The sequence below is a fragment of the Curtobacterium sp. PhB128 genome (genome assembly GCF_004340725.1).
Lineage (GTDB): Bacteria > Actinomycetota > Actinomycetes > Actinomycetales > Microbacteriaceae > Curtobacterium.
In genome coordinates, this window is record NZ_SLUR01000006.1 from 253920 (window position 1) to 271415 (window position 17496).

At 71.7% G+C, this 17496-nt stretch carries 16 protein-coding genes; 8 read left to right on the forward strand and 8 right to left on the reverse strand.

Features of this window, described 5'->3' with window-relative positions:
• Positions 1-114: 114 nt before the first annotated feature.
• Positions 115-1077 (reverse strand): sugar-binding domain-containing protein, encoded by a 963-nt coding sequence (locus tag EDF23_RS12645; protein ID WP_131921823.1) that lies wholly within the window; start codon positions 1075-1077, stop codon positions 115-117.
• 25 nt (positions 1078-1102) lie between these two features.
• The gene (locus EDF23_RS12650; RefSeq protein ID WP_131921824.1) at positions 1103-1939 is read right to left on the reverse strand and encodes a GolD/DthD family dehydrogenase; all 837 of its coding nucleotides are present in this window, start codon (positions 1937-1939) and stop codon (positions 1103-1105) included.
• A gap of 105 nt (positions 1940-2044) precedes the next feature.
• Between EDF23_RS12650 and EDF23_RS12655 the strand changes: the two genes are divergently transcribed.
• Genes EDF23_RS12655 through EDF23_RS12670 form a run of 4 tightly spaced genes read left to right on the forward strand, consistent with a single transcriptional unit; the run spans position 2045 to position 6752 of the window.
• Positions 2045-3175 carry a zinc-binding dehydrogenase gene (locus tag EDF23_RS12655; RefSeq protein WP_131921825.1) on the forward strand — a complete coding sequence of 377 codons (1131 nt, stop codon included), beginning with the start codon at positions 2045-2047 and terminating at the stop codon, positions 3173-3175.
• A gap of 27 nt (positions 3176-3202) precedes the next feature.
• Positions 3203-4519, forward strand: coding sequence for an MFS transporter (locus tag EDF23_RS12660; protein ID WP_207895492.1), 1317 nt, complete (start codon positions 3203-3205; stop codon positions 4517-4519).
• A gap of 11 nt (positions 4520-4530) precedes the next feature.
• A complete protein-coding gene (locus EDF23_RS12665) occupies positions 4531-6273 on the forward strand; it encodes a dihydroxyacetone kinase family protein (RefSeq protein ID WP_131921826.1) in 1743 nt (580 codons plus the stop codon).
• Complete coding sequence (locus EDF23_RS12670; protein WP_123938530.1) at positions 6270-6752, forward strand: ribose-5-phosphate isomerase; 483 nt, start codon at positions 6270-6272, stop codon at positions 6750-6752. Before EDF23_RS12665 ends, EDF23_RS12670 begins: the two co-directional genes overlap by 4 nt.
• A gap of 86 nt (positions 6753-6838) precedes the next feature.
• On the opposite strand, the gene EDF23_RS12675 is transcribed toward EDF23_RS12670, so the two are convergent.
• Positions 6839-8308 carry an FGGY family carbohydrate kinase gene (locus EDF23_RS12675; RefSeq protein ID WP_131921827.1) on the reverse strand — a complete coding sequence of 490 codons (1470 nt, stop codon included), beginning with the start codon at positions 8306-8308 and terminating at the stop codon, positions 6839-6841.
• 139 nt (positions 8309-8447) lie between these two features.
• Between EDF23_RS12675 and EDF23_RS12680 the strand changes: the two genes are divergently transcribed.
• The 3 genes from EDF23_RS12680 to EDF23_RS12690 are packed head-to-tail and all read left to right on the forward strand — an operon-like array spanning position 8448 to position 11390.
• The gene (locus EDF23_RS12680; RefSeq protein WP_165901121.1) at positions 8448-9524 is read left to right on the forward strand and encodes a sigma-E factor regulatory protein RseB domain-containing protein; all 1077 of its coding nucleotides are present in this window, start codon (positions 8448-8450) and stop codon (positions 9522-9524) included.
• Positions 9525-9562: 38 nt separating this feature from the next.
• Complete coding sequence (locus tag EDF23_RS12685) at positions 9563-10525, forward strand: ATP-binding cassette domain-containing protein (protein WP_131921829.1); 963 nt, start codon at positions 9563-9565, stop codon at positions 10523-10525.
• A complete protein-coding gene (locus EDF23_RS12690) occupies positions 10512-11390 on the forward strand; it encodes an ABC transporter permease (RefSeq protein ID WP_207895493.1) in 879 nt (292 codons plus the stop codon). The genes EDF23_RS12685 and EDF23_RS12690 overlap by 14 nt, the downstream gene beginning before the upstream one ends.
• A gap of 38 nt (positions 11391-11428) precedes the next feature.
• Here EDF23_RS12690 and EDF23_RS12695 read toward each other — a convergent pair whose 3' ends face one another.
• The 5 genes from EDF23_RS12695 to EDF23_RS12715 form a co-directional block, all read right to left on the reverse strand.
• The gene (locus EDF23_RS12695) at positions 11429-12490 is read right to left on the reverse strand and encodes an NADP-dependent oxidoreductase (protein WP_131921830.1); all 1062 of its coding nucleotides are present in this window, start codon (positions 12488-12490) and stop codon (positions 11429-11431) included.
• 228 nt (positions 12491-12718) lie between these two features.
• Positions 12719-13633 carry a metallophosphoesterase gene (locus tag EDF23_RS12700; RefSeq protein ID WP_131921831.1) on the reverse strand — a complete coding sequence of 305 codons (915 nt, stop codon included), beginning with the start codon at positions 13631-13633 and terminating at the stop codon, positions 12719-12721.
• A 186-nt stretch (positions 13634-13819) separates the two neighbouring features.
• Positions 13820-14251 (reverse strand): DNA methylase, encoded by a 432-nt coding sequence (locus EDF23_RS12705; RefSeq protein WP_123291978.1) that lies wholly within the window; start codon positions 14249-14251, stop codon positions 13820-13822.
• A 43-nt stretch (positions 14252-14294) separates the two neighbouring features.
• Complete coding sequence (locus EDF23_RS12710; RefSeq protein ID WP_131921832.1) at positions 14295-14636, reverse strand: L-rhamnose mutarotase; 342 nt, start codon at positions 14634-14636, stop codon at positions 14295-14297.
• On the reverse strand, positions 14633-15988 hold the full coding sequence (locus tag EDF23_RS12715; RefSeq protein ID WP_207895494.1) for an MFS transporter: 1356 nt from the start codon (positions 15986-15988) through the stop codon (positions 14633-14635). Before EDF23_RS12715 ends, EDF23_RS12710 begins: the two co-directional genes overlap by 4 nt.
• A 438-nt stretch (positions 15989-16426) precedes the next feature.
• Between EDF23_RS12715 and EDF23_RS12720 the strand changes: the two genes are divergently transcribed.
• Complete coding sequence (locus EDF23_RS12720) at positions 16427-17437, forward strand: LacI family DNA-binding transcriptional regulator (protein ID WP_123291975.1); 1011 nt, start codon at positions 16427-16429, stop codon at positions 17435-17437.
• The last annotated feature ends 59 nt before the right edge of the window (positions 17438-17496 follow it).

The following is a 17496-nucleotide window of genomic DNA, read 5'->3' on the forward strand; positions in this document are numbered from 1 at the left end:
CCTGCCGGAATCGGGCGTACCTGCCACGAAGAAACGACCAGGTATGCCCGAAAGCGCCTTCCATCGCGCCCGTTCTGGGAAGGAACGCGCACCTGCAGGCGCCGAGCAGAGCGCTCAGGCGAGCGCGTCGAGCAGGGCGCGGGCCGTCGCGGCGTCCGACACCAGCTCGTTGACGAGCCCTCCGCGCACAGCGCCGACGATGCTGCCGACCTTGGCGCTCCCGACGGCGACGCCGACGGCGTGCGGCACACCGGACAGGACCTCGCGTGAGGTCCGGACCATCCGGTCGCTGCCGGGGAACTCGATGGGCGAGCCGTCCGCGGCGTAGAAGTTGAGGCAGACGTCACCGGCGGCGTGGTCGAACGCGGCGTCCTCGACGGGGATGCCCCGCGCCAGGGCATCGCGCGTCGGGGTCGGCGCCCCGATTCCGAGGATCGCGCCCTTCGCCCGGCCCCAGAGCCCGACGACGTGCTGGAAGGCCGGGTCCTCGTCGAGCGAGGAGCGCATCGCGGGCGACGGCAGCGCCTGCGCGAACAGGAAGGCGGGGATCGCTCCGGAGTGCTCCGCAGCGGTCCGGGTGATCTCGTTCGTCTGGAACCACGGCATCGGGTCGGCCTGGCCGCCCACCGTCGGGACGAGCTGCACGCCGGGCAGGCTCGGCATGCCGGCGTGTGCGACGTCGTACACCGTGCGGCCCGACGACATCAGGACGGCGTCGCCGGGGACGAGTCCCATGCCCTCGACCGCTGCGGCGAGGGGTGCGGCGAGGTCGGCGCCGAGCGTGGCGGTGTGCGTGACGGCGGCCAGGTGCACTGCTCGGATGCCGAGCACGACCTGCAGCCGTTCGGCGAGCGCGACGGTCTCGTCCTGGAACGGGTCGACGACCTCGATGCGGACGAGTCCGGCCTTGCGCGCCTCGGCCACGAGCCGCGACACCGTCGGACGCGAGACACCGAGGCGCGAAGCGATCTCGACCTGGGTGGCGTCCTCGAGGTAGTACATCCGCGCCGCCTGGTACACGGTGTCGAGCGGGAACCGGGTCCGGGCACCCTCGGCGGTAGGGTTCTCGGCGGACATGCGCCGATCGTATCCCCGGCACACCTCAGCGGATCGTGAACCCGCCGTCCACCCGGAGGTCGGCGCCGTTCACCATCGCGCTCGACTCCCCCGCCAGGAACAGCACCGCGGCGGCGATCTCGTCGGGGGTGGCGAAGCGGCCGGTCGGGATCTCGTCCTGGTGCCGGATGCCGTTCTCGTTCGCCCACGCGGCACGGCCGAGGTCGGTGAGCACGACGGTCGGCGACACGGTGTTGACGGTGACGCCGCGACCGCCCCACTCGAGCGCGAGCACACGGGTGAGTCCGATGACGCCCGCCTTCGAGGCGCAGTAGGCGGCGTGCCCGTCGATGCCGACGTGCGCGGCCTGTGAGGCGATGTTCACCACGCGCCCGTACCCGGCGGCGAGCATGTGCCGACCGACGGCCTGGGCGACGCGGAAGGTGCCGGTCAGGTTGACGTCGATCGTCCTCGACCAGGTCTCGGCGGACAGTTCGTCCGCCGGAGCGAGGGCGGCGATCCCGGCGCAGTTGACGAGCACGTCGATGCGGCCGAACTGTGCGACGACGTCGGCGACGGTGCGCGCCACGGACGTCTCGTCCGTCACGTCGCAGCCGAACCCGGCATGGAGGCCCGCGGCCGCGCCCGGTGCATCGGCCGCGCCCGGCAGGTCGGCCGCCGCCGTCGTTGCGCCGTCCGCACGGACGTCGACGATCGCGACCCGCGCACCCCGTGCGGCGAGTGCCCGGGCGATAGCGTGCCCAATGCCGGAGGCGCCGCCGGTCACCACTGCGGTGCGACCGGTGAAGTCGTTCGTCAGGTCGACGGTGTCCGGGCCCGGGCGCAGGGCTGCGGCGAAGTCGGTGGTGGTGCTGGTCGTCATGTTCGCTCCTTTGCGTCGGGTCGAACCTAGCAGAAATTGTGTTCTGGACAAACGTTCTGCGAGGTGTACAGTCGTCGCCGAAGCCATCCAACGAAGGAGCAGCGCATGTCGACGACGACCGAGAACGCGGCCACGACCGCCACCACGACCATCCCCACGACGATGCGAGCCGTCGTCGTCCACGGCCCGGGCGACTACCGGCTCGAGGAACGCCCCGTGCCGACGCCCGGCCCCGGCGAGCTCCTGCTCCGCACCGACGCCGTCGGCATCTGCGCGAGCGACCTGAAGTGCTACCACGGCGCCGCGAAGTTCTGGGGTGACGAGAACCGCGCCGCCTGGGCCGAGACGGACCGCATCCCCGGGCACGAGTTCGTCGGGACGATCGTCTCCGGCGACGACGACACCCTGGCGAAGCGGAAGGTCTCGCTCGGGGACCGCATCGCGTGCGAGCAGATCGTGCCGTGCTGGGAGTGCCGCTACTGCCTCGAAGGCGCGTACTGGATGTGCAACGTCCACGACATGTTCGGCTTCAAGGGCTACGACGGCGCGATGGCCGAGTACGTGCTCGTCCCCGCCAAGGCCCTGACCCACCCGGTGTCGAGCGCCCTGCCCGGTCAGGTCGCCGCGTTCGCCGAGCCGCTGTCCTGCGCGTTCCACGCCGTCGAGCGGGGCGACATCAAGTTCGGCGACACGGTCGTGATCGCCGGCGCCGGACCGATCGGCCTCTCCGCGATCGCTGGTGCTCGACAGAAGAACCCGCTCCGGATCATCGCCCTCGACGTGGTCGAGGCGAAGCTCGAGCTGGCCCGCAAGGTCGGCGCGGACCTGACGATCAACATTGCCGAGGACGACGCGGTCGCCCGGGTGAAGGAGCTCACCGACGGCTACGGCGCCGATGTCTACATCGAGGCGACCGGCCACCCGTCCGCGGTCCCCCAGGGCCTCAACCTGCTGCGCAAGCTCGGCACCTTCGTCGAGTACTCGGTGTTCAAGGACACCGTCTCCGTCGACTGGTCGATCATCTCGGACGACAAGGAGCTCGACGTCCGGGGCGCCCACCTCGGCCCGCACACCTGGCCGGCGGCGATCAAGCTGCTCGAGGCCGAGACCCTGCCGATGTCGGAGATCTGCACGCACCAGTTCCCGCTCGAGCGGTTCCAAGAGGCCCTCGACCTGGTCGGCGACTCCGCCGGCGCGAGCGTCAAGGTCTCGATCCTCCCGTCCCTGCAGGCCTGAGCCCGCCGACCCCTGGAGTCAGCAAGCATGTCAACGACGACACAGCGCGCCACCGGTGCGCCCACGACCCCTCGCGCCGAGGGCCGCCTCGACCGGATGGGGATCCCCCGCCCGCTCGCCCTCGGGTTCGTCGCCGTCCTGGTCTTCATGACCGGGAACGGCGTCGAGTCGAACTTCATCACCCCGCACATGGTCGCGGTCCTCGGCAGCCCCGAGGCCACCGTCGCGACGATCGTGACCTTCTACAGCCTCGCCGCCCTGATCGGCAGCTACGTCTCCGGCGCCCTCTCCGACCTGATCGGGCCGCGCCGGGTGATGATCCTCGGGTTCGCCGTCTGGGTCGTCTTCGAGGTGCTCTTCCTGCTCGCGCTGAACATCGGCAGCGTGCCGTTCGCGGCCGTCGCCTACGCCGTCCGGGGCTTCGGCTACCCGCTCTTCGCCTTCGCGTTCCTGGTCTGGGTGAACATCACCACCCCGGTCGAGCGGAACGGTTCGGCGGTCGGCTGGTTCTACGTCGCCTTCACGGGTGGCCTGCCGACGCTCGGTTCCCTCTTCGCGATCGGCGCCATCCCGGTGTTCGGCGGCGGCACGATCGGTGAGACCGGCGCGATGGTCGCCTCGATCGGCCTCGTCGTGATCGGCTTCCTCATCATGCTGTTCGGCGTGCGGCTGCCGAACGGGTTCTCCCGCATCGCACCGGCCGGTGAGAGCGCCTGGCAGGTGCTGACGAGCGGCATCCGCCTGACCGTCACCCGGCCGAAGATCCTGATGGGCTTCCTGGTCCGCCTGATCAACACCGCGCCCGAGTTCGGCATGTTCGTCGTCCTGCCCGCCGTGATCGCGAACGAGCGCGGGTGGGGCCAGAGCCGCTGGCTGCTCATGACCGTGTGCGTCTACGCGACGAACATCCTGGTGAACGCCCTGTTCGGCTGGGTCGGCGACAAGATCGGCTGGCAGCGCACCGTCAAGTGGTTCGGCATCGTCGGGTCCGCCCTCGGCCTCATCGCCTGGTGGTACGTCCCACAGCTCGTCCCCGCCGGGTCGGACTGGGGCTACGTGCTCTCCGTCGTCGCCGGCTGCGTGTTCGGCTGCCTGCTCGCCGGCTTCGTGCCGATGGGCGCGATCATGCCGGCGCTCGCCCCCGAGCACAAGGGCGCCGCGATGGCGATGTACACGACGGCGGCCGGCGGCGCGGCGTTCCTCGGCACCGGTGTGGTCGCCGCGGTCTTCGCGCTCGGCGGTGGCGGTCAGGCCGCGACCTGGACGTTCGTCGGCCTGTACGCCTGCGCGTTCGTGATGATCCACTTCCTCAAGGTGCCGCAGGGCACCCGCACCTCCCACTGAAGGACTCCAGCATGACCACGATCCACGACGCCCCCGACGAGTTCGCCGAGGACCAGCTCGCCGGCTGGCTCGCGCTCTACGCCGACCGCGTCCGCGGCGTCCACGGCGGCGTCGTCACCCTGCCCACCGAGGGCGCCGACCCCCAGGTCGCGGTGGTCGTCGGCGGCGGTTCCGGCCACTACCCCGCGTTCTGCGGGATCGTCGGCCCGGGGTTCGCCACCGGCGCCGTCGTCGGCAACGTCTTCACCTCGCCGTCCACCGCGCAGGTGTACTCGGTCGCCAAGGCGGCCGACCAGGGGAAGGGCGTCGTGCTGTCGTTCGGCAACTACGCCGGTGACACGATGAACTTCGGGCTCGCCGCCGAGCGGCTCCGCGCCGAGGGCATCGACACCCGGATCGTCGTGGTCACGGACGACATCGCGAGCGCCGACGAGGAGTCGAAGCGTCGTGGCATCGCCGGGGACTTCTCGGTCTTCAAGGCGATGGGTGCCGCGGCCGCCGCGGGCGCGGACCTCGACGAGGTCGAGCGCCTCGGCAACGCATCGAACGCCGCCACCCGCACGATCGGTGTCGCGTTCTCCGGGTGCACCATGCCCGGCGCCACCGAGCCGCTCTTCACCGTGCCCGACGGCCACCTCGGACTCGGGCTCGGCATCCACGGTGAACCCGGCATCGAGGACGTCCCACTGCTCCGCGCCACCGACCTCGCGGCGCTGCTCGTCGAACGACTCCTCGCCGACCGACCGGCGAACGCGGGCACCCGGGTCGCCCCGATCCTCAACGGCCTCGGCGACACCAAGTACGAGGAACTGTTCCTGCTCTGGGGACGCGTCCTCCCGCTGCTGCAGGACGCCGGCCTCGAGATCGTCGAACCCGAGGTCGGCGAACTCGTCACGAGCCTCGACATGGGCGGCTGCTCGCTGACCCTGCAGTGGCTCGACGACGAGCTCGACCCCCTGTGGCGCGCCGACACCTACACGCCCGCGTACCGCAAGGCGGCCGCGCCGATCGCAGCGTTGCTGCCGGCCGACGCCGTGGACGACGCCGAGGACGAGGCGACGGCCGTGCCGGACGCGAGTGATGCCTCCCGGCAGGCCGCGCAGACGGCACGCGACGCGATCGAGGCGATCGACGCGCTCCTGCGGGAGCACGAGGAGGAGCTCGGCCGCATCGACGCCGTCGCCGGCGACGGCGACCACGGACGCGGCATGGTCAAGGGGATCGGCGCGGCTCGGAAGGCAGTCGACCGGGTCGGCCAGGAGGCAGGGGTCGCCTTCGTCCTCGGACGCGCCGGTGACGCGTGGGCCGAGTTCGCGGGCGGCACCTCGGGAGTCCTGTGGGGTGCGGCACTCGAGGCCTTCGGACGGTCGCTGCGCGACGACCGCTCCGCGTACGAGGCGTCCGACGTCGTGGAGGCCGCACAGGCCTTCGCCGACTCGATCGTCCACCTGGGCGGGGCGTCCCGCGGGGACAAGACGCTGCTCGACGCACTGCTGCCGTTCGTGGATGCACTGCGGACCTCGGTGTCGGCTGGCTCCTCGCTCACCGACGCGTGGCAGGCTGCAGCGGAAGTCGCTCGTGACGAGGCCGACAAGACAGCCGACCTCACGCCGAAGGTCGGGCGTGCCCGGCCGCTGGCGGAGAAGAGCCTGGGGACACCCGACGCGGGTGCCACCTCGATGGGGATGATCCTCACGCGGGTCGGCGAAGTCCTCGCTGCCCGTGCGAACGAACTGGAAGGAACACACGCATGACGTACCGTCTCGTGATCGGCTCGGACGATGCCGGGTTCGACTACAAGGAGATCATCAAGCAGGACCTGCAGGCCGACCCGCGGGTGGCGTCGGTCGTCGACGTCGGTGTCGACGCGGACGGGCACACCGCCTACCCGCACGTGGCCGTCGATGCTGCACGACTCGTCGCGTCGGGTGAAGCAGACCGCGCGATCCTGATCTGCGGCACCGGACTCGGCGTCGCGATCGCGGCGAACAAGGTCCCCGGCATCCGGGCCGTCACCGCGCACGACTCGTTCTCGGTCGAGCGTTCGGTCCTGTCGAACGACGCCCAGGTCCTCTGCATGGGCCAGCGCGTCGTCGGCGTCGAGGTCGCCCGCCGGATGGCGAAGGAGTGGTTGGGCTACGAGTTCGACCGGACGAGCGCGAGCGCCTCGAAGGTCCAGGCCATCTGCGAGTACGACGGCAGCGCGCCCGCCGGCGTCGACGCCCAGGCGTAGGCGCGGCGGCACTCCCGCGGAACCAGGCTCCGGACACAGCACCGTGCATCTGCGCGGTGCTGTGTCCGTTGCGCGGTGTCGAACGGTCAGCTGCGCGCGGCTAGCCGGTGCACGACGGCCTTCGTCGCCTCGTAGAGCTCGCGGTAGTCGCGGTACCCGGGCTCGTAGGCCGCCGTCGCGACGGGGTCCGGCTCGATGACCGTGGCCGGCGGGTTCCACTGCCGGATGTCGACGTCGGCCACGAGCTGCGCCGCCAAGAACGCCGACCCGTACGACGCTCCCACGGTCACCGACGGCACCGTCTGCCGCAGCCCGGTCACGTCGCTCACGATCGTCGGCCAGAGCCGTCCGAGCAACCCGCCGCCGGCCCCGACGAGCTCGCGGACCTCGACTCCGGCCGCACGCAGTACCTCGATGTTGTGCCGGACCGCGTAGGCCGTCGCCTCGAGCGTCGCCCGGTAGATGTCCCCACGCGTGTGCCGCACCGTCAGCCCGGCGATCACCCCGCGCGCGTCCGGATCGGCGATGGGCGTCCGCTCCCCCGCGAAGTACGGCAGCATCAGCAGCCCGTTCGCGCCGATGCCCGCACACCGAGCCTCTTCGAGCATCGTCGGCCACTCGCCGTCGACCAGCCGACGCAGCCAGTCGGTGATCGCCCCGGAGGTCGCCATCCCACCCGACACACTCGGCTGCCCCGGGTGCGTCCCGACCGTCGTCCACATGCCCGGCACCGGCGTCGGCTCGGCGGTCGGCGCGATCATGAACATCGTGGTGCCGTACTGCAGGAACATCCGGCCCGGCACGGACTCCCCGACGCTCACGCCCTCCGCCCATGCGTCGATGGTGCCGGCCGTCACGGGGATACCGACCGGGAGGCCCGTGGCCGCGGCCGCCTCGCGCGTCACCACGCCCGCCTGGTCGCCGGACCACAGCAGCCGCGGCAGGGGCAGGCCGGGCGCAAGCTGCTCGCACCACTCGGTGATCCAGGTGTTCTCGTGGACGTCGTAGAGCGGCGTGGTCTGGCTGGCCGAGTGGTGGTCGAGGACGTACTCCCCCGTCAGCAGCTCCACCACGCGGGACGCCGGCATCGTGAACCGGACCGCGCGCTCCCAGACGTCGGGCTCGTGGCGGGCGACCCACGCGAGCTTCGCGCCGGCGGCCTGGGTGCTCAGTCCGGAGCCACACCGGGCGCGGATCGTGTCCTCGCCCCCGAGCTCCGCCGTGACCTCGTCGAGCAGGTCGGCCGTCCGGGTGTCGATGCCGTACAGGACCGCCGGGCGCAGCGGATCACCCGCGTCGTCGGTCAGCAGGACGCAGGGGCCGATGCCGCTCACGCCCACGGCTTGCACGTCGGCATCGGGGACGAGCGCGAGGAGCTCGTGCGTCAGCGTCGTGAACTCGTCCCACCACACGGCCGCGTCCATCTCGACCAGTCCCTGGGCCGGACGGTCGACGTCGTGTCGGCGGCTCACCTCGGCGATCACGGTGCCGTCGAACCGGGCCAGCAGCGCCTTCGTGCTCGACGTCCCGATGTCCAGACCGAGCACCGCCCGCATGCCGCCTCCTTCGCCGCCACGCGACCGCCGTCGGTCGCGCCCCGAGTCTACGAACGATCGCGATCCGTCGACGCCCAGCGTCCTGTCGGGGGCCGGACGTACCGTACTCACGACTCCGATGCTCCACGAGGGGAACCCGATGAAGAAGTCAGCCTGGCTGCCAGCAGTCATCGCGCCGGTGGTCGTCGCCGGCGCCGTCGCCGCCCCGATGATCGCGAACGCGGCGAACGACCCGATCGCGGGGACGAACCCGACCGCGGCCGACGTCATCGCCAGCATCGCGAAGTCCTCGGACGCGCAGTACTCCGGCAAGCTCTCGCAGTCGAGCGACCTGGGACTCCCCGAACTGCCGACCGGTTCCGGCGGCTCCTCGCTCGAGGGCGACGCCTCGGACGTGCTCGGGCTGCTCACCTCGTCGCACACCGCCCGCGTGTACGTCGACGGCGCTGACAAGCAGCGCGTGCAGTTGACGCAGCAGCTCGCCGAGCAGGACGTGGTCCGCAACGGGTCCGAGGTCTGGACCTGGGACTCGAAGGAGCGCACGGCCACGCACGTGACCCTCCCCTCCGACACCGCGAAGGACCTGCAGGACGGCGCCACCACGCCGACCGACATCGCCGAGCAGGCCATCGACGCCATCACCCCCAGCACCACGGTCTCGAAGTCGACCGAGGTCAGCGTCGCGGGTCACGACGCCTGGCAGATCACGCTGACGCCGAAGTCCTCCGACACCCTGGTCGGCACCGTCCGACTGGCGGTCGACCAGCAGACCGGGCTCCCGCTGCGCGCGACGATCCAGGCCGCCGGGCAGGACGACCCCGCGGTGCAGGTCGGGTTCACGAGCCTCGACTACGGCGCACCGGCCGCACGGCTCTTCGACTTCGCGCCCCCGTCGAACGCGAAGGTCACCGAGAAGGACCTGTCCGACGCCGAGCACGGTGCGCACGCGAAGGGCGACCACGCCCGCGGTGCGCACGACGGTGACGAGCCGACCTTCACGGGCAAGGGCTGGGGCACGATCGCGGAGCTCCCCGCCGGCACCGTGGACCAGTCGTCCCTCGGCGACGAGGCCTCGGGCCTGCTCGGCCAGCTCACGAAGGCCGTCGACGGCGGCCGTGCCGTCCAGACCTCGCTCGTGTCGGTCTACCTGACCGACGACGGTCGGGTCCTCGCCGGTGCCGTGCCGGTGTCGTCGCTGGTCGCCGCCGCGAAGTGAGCGCACCGGAACCCGCGCGCACGACGGAACCGGCCGCCGTGGACGCGACCCGTCCGACCACGGGCACCGAGCTCGCGATCCGCACCACGGGCCTCCAGAAGGTCTTCCGCAAGCAGCGCGCCGTCGACGGCATCGACCTGTCGGTGCCGCGCGGCGCGGTGTTCGGGTTCCTCGGGCCGAACGGCTCCGGCAAGACGACGACGATCCGGATGCTGCTCGGGCTGTCGAGCGCGACCGGCGGCACGATCGAGGTGCTCGGCCGGTCGATGCCGAAGGCGCTCCACCAGGTGCTGCCGCGCGTCGGCGCCCTGGTCGAGGGGCCGGCCTTCTACCCGTACCTGTCCGGGCGCGCGAACCTGCAGCGCTTCGACGCGGCCGACCCCACGTCGGACCCGCGCACCCGCACGGCCCGCGTGGCCAGCGCCCTCGACCGTGTCGGCCTGACGCACGCGGCGGACAAGAAGGCGCACGCGTACTCGCTCGGCATGAAGCAGCGATTGGGCCTGGCGAACGCACTGCTCTCCCCGCGCGACCTGCTGGTGCTCGACGAACCGACGAACGGCCTCGACCCGCAGGGCACGCGCGAGGTCCGCAACCTCATCCGGTCCCTGGCGGACGACGGCACGACGGTGTTCGTGTCGAGCCACCTGCTCGCCGAGATCGAGCAGGTCTGCACCCACGCCGCGGTGATGCGCACCGGCAAGCTCGTCGCGCAGGGCGAACTCGACGAGCTGCGGTCCGCCGGAGCACGCACCGTGACCGTCCGCACGCCCGACGTCGGGCAGGCCGGCAGCGTGCTGAGCAGGCTCGGACTCGTCCCCCGGCACGACGGCGGCGCGGACGTCCTGGTCGCCGACCTGCCGCACGAGCTGCTGCCCGAGACCATCACCGCCGAACTCGTCCGCGCCGACGTCCGCGTCCGTGGGCTGACGGTCGGCGGCGGCACGCTCGAGGACCTGTTCGTCGCGCTCACCGGAGAGGGCTTCGATGTCGCTGCCTGACACTGCCCGTGCACTGCCCGACGCCGATGCCGAGGCCGAGGCCCCGCGCCGCCAACGTCCCTTCGCCCTGCTCGGCTCCGAACTCGCGCTGGTGTTCCGACGTCGCCGTACCTGGGCGATGCTCGGGGCGCTCGCGCTCGTCCCCGTCCTGATCGCGGTCGCCGTGAAGCTGACGACCGACGGTGACGACGGCGGCCCGGCGTTCCTCGGCGACATCACCAACAACGGCCTGTTCGTGGCGTTCACCGCGTTGACGGTGTCGATCCCGCTGTTCCTGCCGCTCACGGTCGGCGTCGTCGCGGGCGACACCGTCGCGGGCGAGGCCAGCCACGGCACCATCCGCTACCTGCTCGTCGCACCGACCGGCCGGGTGCGGTTCATCCTGGTCAAGTTCGCCGGCGCGGTCGCGTTCTGCCTGGCGGCCACGCTGCTCGTGGTGCTCGTCGGTGCGGCGATCGGTGCCGTGCTGTTCCCGATCGGTCCGGTCACCCTGCTGTCCGGCACCCAGGTCGGCGGAGCGTCGTACGCCGGTCGGGCACTGCTCCTCGCCCTCTACGTGGCGATGTCGATGCTCGGACTCGTGGCGATCGGCATGTTCGCCTCGACACTGACGAACGTGCCGGTCGGGGCGATGGCCGCGACGGTGGTGCTGGCCGGGGCCTCCCAGGTCCTCGACCAGCTCCCCCAGCTCGACTGGCTGCACCCGTACCTGTTCTCGCACCAGTGGCTGGGGTTCGGCGACCTGCTCCGCGACCCGATCTCGTTCGACTCGTTCGCGTCGAACGCACTGCTGCAGCTCGGCTACGTCGTCGTGTTCGGCGCGCTGGCGTACAGCCGGTTCGCCGCGAAGGACATCCTGAGCTGAGTTTGACCGCCGGGCCCGACCGCCGAGCTCGACCGCCGTCAGCTCGCCGGACTCGCCGAGCCGCCCGCCATCGTCTCCGCCTCCGAGCCGCGCGCATCCGCGTACCGGTCCCGCAGGTCGCGGGCCTTCTCGGAGCGGTACCAGTCGAGCCGCGCTCCGGTCTCGACCGTCTGCATCCCGATGACGACCTTGCCGCGTGACTTCATCTCGGCCAGGTCCTCGTACGCCTCGACGATGTACTCGAACGGGTAGAAGCCCGAGATGAGCACCTGGAAGCGGCGCTCCTGCAGGGCCTTCGCCAACGTGGTCAGGAGTTCACGAGTCTCCTCGTCCTCTGCCGGGGCGCGCAGGAACCGCAGCTCGATGTCGCGGCGTTCGTCCGACGACACGAAGCGCTCGTCCCTGACCCCGAGGCGTTCGGCCAGGAGCTCGGCGTTGCTCTCCCCGTGGTTGTCGATGAAGGCGGTGATCGGTCGGCCGTCCGCGATCGCTCGGATGCGGTCTTCCTCGCCCTCGCCGTACACGACCGGCAGCGTGCCGATCTGCCGCAGGTAGTCGTGGTTGCGCGCACTGCCGAGGGTGATCACGGTCGCACCGGCGTCGTGCGCCAGCTGGCTCTCGATGTGGCCGACACCGCCCGCAGCAGCCGTGATGACGACGGTGTCGTCCGGCCCGAGGCGGAGCGATCGCACCACCGACACCGCCGTGCACCCGGCCAGGTACAGGCCACCGGCGACCTCCCACCCGACGTACTCGGGCTTCTTGATGACGGCACCACGCGGCACCGCGATCCAGTTCGCGTGCGAGCCGCCCTGGGGTGCGTGCCCCATGACCTCGTCACCGACCCGCAGGTCCTTCACGCCGTCGCCCCGCGCCCGGACGATGCCGGCGAAGTCGACGCCCTGCCGTGCCGGGAACTCGAGCTCGATGTGGTCCCGGAGCTTCCCCTCGCGCAGGAAGCGCTCGATGTGGTTCAGCCCGGCGGCGACGATCTCGACGACGATCTCGCCGGGGCCGGCCGTCGGCTTCTCCTGGGTGACGAGCTCGACCACGCTGAAGTCGCCGTACCGGTCGTACTGGACTGCCTTGCCGTTCCGCATGGGTGCTCCTTCGCTGGCGTGTGCGTCCGGCCTACTCGGTTTCCCCGCGTGCAGCCCGAGCAGGCGGGGTACCGGCCGTGGGCGGTACCGACGAGCGGACGGGAGGCCCGTGGCGGCGCCGCCACGGGCCTCCCGTCCGTCGGTCGCGCACGTCCAGTACGCCTCGCGCGCCCGGTGCGCGTCGCGCGCTCACTGCACGCCAGCCGCTCGGTGCTTGCTGGCTGCCGCTCAGTGCTTGCCGGCTGCCGCGATGACGGACGCGACGGTCTCGGCGTCGAGGTGGAACGCGAGCGGGTCGGCGTCGGGTCGTGGGACGCGCAGCGGCGTCGACCAGACGGAGCCGTCCTCGGCGACGTCGACGACGAGGACGCCGCTGTCGACGTACGCCGATTCCTCGTCGTACGAGCCGGTGACGTCCGTGTCGTTCGCGACCCCGGGGGCGACGAGGACCGGGACGCCGGCCAGCGAGCCGGCGAAGTGGTGGTGGTAGTGCCCGCCCAGGACCACGCGCACGTCGGAACCCCGGATCACGTCGGCGAGCGCCTCGGGGTTCTGCAGCCGGAGTGCCTCGTGCAGCTCGGTCGGGGCCGGCAGGGGCGGGTGGTGCAGGACGACGAGCGTGCCGTGCGGGGCGTGGTCCCCGGCGAGCGCGGTGCGGAGCCGTTCGAGGCTGGCGTCACTGAGCTCGCCGTAGCCGGCACCCGGCACGCTCGTGTCGACCGTGACGATCCTCCGGCCGGCGACGAGGGACTGCCCCCACACCGGCACCGTCGGCGGGTGGTACTCCATCGTGTGCATGACGGGGCGGCCGCCCTCGCCGAGGACGTGGCCGTTGGACAGCACCTGGCGGAAGCCCTCGCGCAGGTCGTGGTTGCCCGGGACCGCGACGAGGGCGGCTCCGTGGCGTTCGGCCCATCCGCCGACCCGCTCGAGGACGGCGGCGTACGACTCGGGGCTGCCGTCCTCGGACACGTCGCCCGAGATGACGACGAGGCCGATGCCGGGCACTCCGTCGACGCGGGCGAGCACGCCGTCCAGTGCTGCAGTGGTGTCGACGGACCCCTGGTGCAGGGCGCCGTCGCCGGTCAGGTGGGTGTCGGAGAGGTGGAGGACGCGGAGGGTTCCGGCTGCGGGCGGCTGCATGGCTCCACGCTAGCCACGGGGGCGATGGGCGGGCTGGGCGGGGGTTCCTCGTGGCGGGTCGTGGGCGGGGGCGGGGGCGCTTCGTGGCGGGGCGCTTCGTGGGCGCTTCGTGAGCAGAAACGGTCGGGTCGGGGCGTCAGACTCGACCGTTTCTGCTCACGAAGTCACCCGGGCACGCACCGGCGGTCAGTCCGGCAGCACCGCGTCCGGGATGTCCCGCAGGAAGATCTCGATCGTCTTCGGACCGATCCCCTTGAGCGCGGCGAGTCGCTCGCGCAGGTCCTTCCGCGACGCCGCGGTCTTCACCAGGTGCGACACGGAGCCCTCGTCGGCGTCGAGCGTGTGCATCGTCTCGTGCAGGGCATCGGTCATCTGGTAGTCGAACCGCGCGTAGCCGCCCTCGTCCAGAACCCTCCGCAGCTGCTCGCGTCCGGCGCCCGCGAACTTCCCCGGGCTGGTGAACCCGTGGTCGATGAGGACGCGGTAGGTCGCCGCCGCCTGCTCCTGCCGGATGGGCCGGCCGAAGAGCATGCTCGCGAGGAACCACCGGTAGAGCTGTTGGGGCTTGCCGTCGGACAGGTCGATCCCGAGGTCCGCGGCGTGGGTCACGTCGGCCATGGACCGGACGCTACCCGCTCCCCGCTCCCCGCTCCCCCGCTGCTCACTCGGCGGCAGCAGCCAGCTGGTCCTCCAGGTTGAACACCTCGGGCAGCACCCGCGCGGTCTGGTCCGCCCGGCCCGTGGCGCCGTCGAACAGGTCCTGCATGTGCGCCTCCCATGCGCTCGCGACCTCGGAGGCCGCGAGCGACGCGTCGGCATCGGCCACCGAGTCGGTCTCGTAGTAGCCGATCAGCAGGCCGTCGTCGTCGAGGAACAGGGAGTAGTTCCGCCGCCCCGCCGTGGCGATCGCCCGGAGCATCGCCGGCCAGACCGCAGCGTGCCGCTCGCGGTAGGCGTCCAGGTGCTCGGCCTGCACCTGCAGTCGGAAGCAGACGCGGGTCACCGGTCGGCCTCGGCGCGGCGACGCCGTTCGGCGTCCTGCACGGCGCGCTCGTCGGCGGTGCGCACGGTACCGGTGACGGTGGTCACGGTGCCGTACCGCTCGGCCTCGATCGCCTCGAGCGTCTTGCCCTGCGTGCGCGGCGCCCAGATGGTGCCGACCAGGAACGACATCGCGAGGAGCCCCAGAATGAGTCCACCGAGTGCACGGAGCCCGATGTCGGACAGCAGCAGCGGGAACCAGATGCTCAGCAGACCGACCATGACCCGCGCGGCGAGGAAGAGCACGCCCTGCGCACTGGCCCGGTACCGGGTGGCGAAGAGCTCGCTCGTCCAGAGGCCGTAGAACGCCTGGGCGCCGATGCCCGACGAGATGCCCCACGCCACGGCGAAGAACAGCAGCGTGCCGAGGTTCGCCGGTGCGTAGATCAGGACGGCCCAGGCGACGATCGCCAGCGCCGCGCCGAGGGCGAACAGCAACCGTCGACTGACCCGGTCGCCGTAGCGCATGAAGCCGAAGTAGGTCGCGGCGACGGTGCAGCCCCACACCAGGATCTGCAGGCCGTACTGCTCGGTCACGCTCGTGACCCCGGTGGCCGAGTACACCCGCGGCTGGAAGATGCCGGCCTGCCCGGCGACGGTGTTCCAGAGCGCGTAGACGCCGAACAGGAACAGCATCGCGGTCAGGTTCCGGCGCCGGCTGAACAGCTGGGTGATCCCGTGGAAGAAGTTCGCGGTGCCGGTCGCGGCGCGCTCGTCCTTCCAGATCGCCGACTCCGGCAGCCCGCGGCGAAGCCACCAGACGACGGCGGCGACGACGAACAGGTGCGCGAAGATGAGCCGGCTGCCGAGCAGTCCGAGGGGTGCGGCGGCGATGGCCAACGCGAAGCCGACCATCGGGCCGATCGACCAGGCGAGCTGCGCGGTGCCGACGTGGGCCGCACGCTTGTCCGCCGGTGCCTGCTCGGCGATGTAGGTCCAGCTCGCCGGCACCCCGGCGCCGACCGCGATGCCGGTCAGGATGAAGCCGACCAACAGCATGCCGTAGCTGCCGGCGAAGACCGCGAGCAGGATGCCGAGCATGTAGAGCAGCAGATCGTAGGTGTAGATGAACTTCCGGCCGTAGCGGTCGCACAGCGGTCCGCCGATGATGGCGCCGGCGGCGGCGCCGAACGCGTTCGCCGACAGGCTCGCCAGCAGACCGACCTCGAGGTCGCCGACGTGGAACTGCGCCTGCCACAGACTGAGGCTCGTGGCGATCGCGATGATCGACCCCGACTCGATGTAGTTCGACATGGCGACCGAGACGGTCGCCTTCCAGCCCGTGGTGCTCCGGGCTCCGATTCGGACCGCCATTGGTCCTCCGTTCGCGTGTTCGCCAGTGAATCGTTTCAACGGGACAGCGAGACGATAGTGCGCCCCGGCGGGCCTTGGCAAGTCCGTGCTTTGCGCGTCCGCGTGCGGCGCGCCCGCGTCCGCGTCCGCGCGGTGCGGGCCCGCGTCCGCACGGTGCGCGGTCGCTCACTCGGTGCGAGGTTGCCCGCTCCGTGCGGCGCTGCAAGCGCGCACCGAGCGGCCAACCTCGCACGTGGCGGCGCAGCACGCACGGTGCGACGCCGGAGCGGAGCACGCACGGGGCGCGGCCGCACCCACAATCTCGCACCGTGCGGTGGACCTGCCCACCCACCGGACGGGAGGCCCGGGCCCAGCCCGCACCGCGCCTCCCGTCCGCCGTTTTCCACAGATCACGGCGCGCACCACCCGGAGGCGCAGGTGCGATGCCAGGATGGCCACATGGCGGTCAGTGTGCGAGAGGTGGCAGCGCTCGCCGGCGTGTCCCTGGGGACGGTGTCGAACGTCCTGAACCGTCCCGACAAGGTGGCCCCGACCACCGTCGACCGGGTGCAGTCCGCCATCGCCGCGCTCGGGTTCGTCCGCAACGACTCCGCACGCCAGCTCCGTGCCGGCCGCAGCTCCACCGTCGGCCTGATCGTGCTCGACGGCGGCAACCCGTTCTTCACCGACGTCGCGCGCGGCGCCGAAGACGCCGCGATGGACAAGGGCCTGGCCGTCCTGATCGGCAACTCCGACGAGTCCACCGACCGCGAGCGCACCTACGTCGACCTGTTCGAGGAACGCCGCGTCGCCGGCCTGCTCATCTCCCCCGCCGGTGACGACCTGTCCCGCCTCGCCCGCCTGCGCGACCAGGGCACCGCCGTCGTGCTCGTCGACCGCCGCGCCGACGACGAGCACTTCGCCTCGGTGTCGGTGGACGACGTCGCGGGCGGTCGCATCGCGGTCGAGCACCTCGCGGCCATCGGGCGGACACGCATCGCGTTCGTCGGTGGCCCGTCCAGCATCCGTCAGGTCGCCGACCGGCACGCCGGGGCACTGTCGGCGGCCCGGGCAGCGGGTATCGAGCTCGAGGTCCTGCCGACCGCGTCACTGTCGGTGCTCGAAGGACGTCGCATCGGCGAAGAACTCCAGGCACGCCCCCGCGGTGAACGGCCGGACGCGGTGTTCGCGGCGAACGACCTGCTCGCGGTCGGCCTCGAACAGGCGTTCATCATGCGCGGCACGATCGCAGTGCCGGACGAGATCGCGATCGTGGGCTACGACGACATCGCCTTCGCCGAGGCAGCCGTCGTCCCGTTGACCTCGGTGCGCCAGCCGGCACAGGACCTCGGGCGCCAGGCGATCGAGCTGTTGACGAAGCAGGTGGAGCTCGGGCAGGGCATCGACCTCGAGCACGTCGAGTTCACGCCGGAGCTCGTGGTCCGGCAGTCCTCCGTCGCCGACGCGTAGCCGACCGCCTCACGTCTGCCCACCAGCCTGCCCGGCTCTGCGGCACGGACCGGCCGCCG

Excerpts from the sequence above, each read along its gene's own strand:
- EDF23_RS12645 (WP_131921823.1), bottom strand. The coding sequence starts at position 1,077 with ATGTCCGCCGAGAACCCTACCGCCGAGGGTGCCCGGACCCGGTTCCCG.
- EDF23_RS12650 (WP_131921824.1), bottom strand. The coding sequence starts at position 1,939 with ATGACGACCAGCACCACCACCGACTTCGCCGCAGCCCTGCGCCCGGGC.
- EDF23_RS12655 (WP_131921825.1), top strand. The coding sequence starts at position 2,045 with ATGTCGACGACGACCGAGAACGCGGCCACGACCGCCACCACGACCATC.
- EDF23_RS12660 (WP_207895492.1), top strand. The coding sequence starts at position 3,203 with ATGTCAACGACGACACAGCGCGCCACCGGTGCGCCCACGACCCCTCGC.
- EDF23_RS12665 (WP_131921826.1), top strand. The coding sequence starts at position 4,531 with ATGACCACGATCCACGACGCCCCCGACGAGTTCGCCGAGGACCAGCTC.
- EDF23_RS12670 (WP_123938530.1), top strand. The coding sequence starts at position 6,270 with ATGACGTACCGTCTCGTGATCGGCTCGGACGATGCCGGGTTCGACTAC.
- EDF23_RS12675 (WP_131921827.1), bottom strand. The coding sequence starts at position 8,308 with ATGCGGGCGGTGCTCGGTCTGGACATCGGGACGTCGAGCACGAAGGCG.
- EDF23_RS12680 (WP_165901121.1), top strand. The coding sequence starts at position 8,448 with ATGAAGAAGTCAGCCTGGCTGCCAGCAGTCATCGCGCCGGTGGTCGTC.
- EDF23_RS12690 (WP_207895493.1), top strand. The coding sequence starts at position 10,512 with ATGTCGCTGCCTGACACTGCCCGTGCACTGCCCGACGCCGATGCCGAG.
- EDF23_RS12695 (WP_131921830.1), bottom strand. The coding sequence starts at position 12,490 with ATGCGGAACGGCAAGGCAGTCCAGTACGACCGGTACGGCGACTTCAGC.
- EDF23_RS12700 (WP_131921831.1), bottom strand. The coding sequence starts at position 13,633 with ATGCAGCCGCCCGCAGCCGGAACCCTCCGCGTCCTCCACCTCTCCGAC.
- EDF23_RS12705 (WP_123291978.1), bottom strand. The coding sequence starts at position 14,251 with ATGGCCGACGTGACCCACGCCGCGGACCTCGGGATCGACCTGTCCGAC.
- EDF23_RS12715 (WP_207895494.1), bottom strand. The coding sequence starts at position 15,988 with ATGGCGGTCCGAATCGGAGCCCGGAGCACCACGGGCTGGAAGGCGACC.
- EDF23_RS12720 (WP_123291975.1), top strand. The coding sequence starts at position 16,427 with ATGGCGGTCAGTGTGCGAGAGGTGGCAGCGCTCGCCGGCGTGTCCCTG.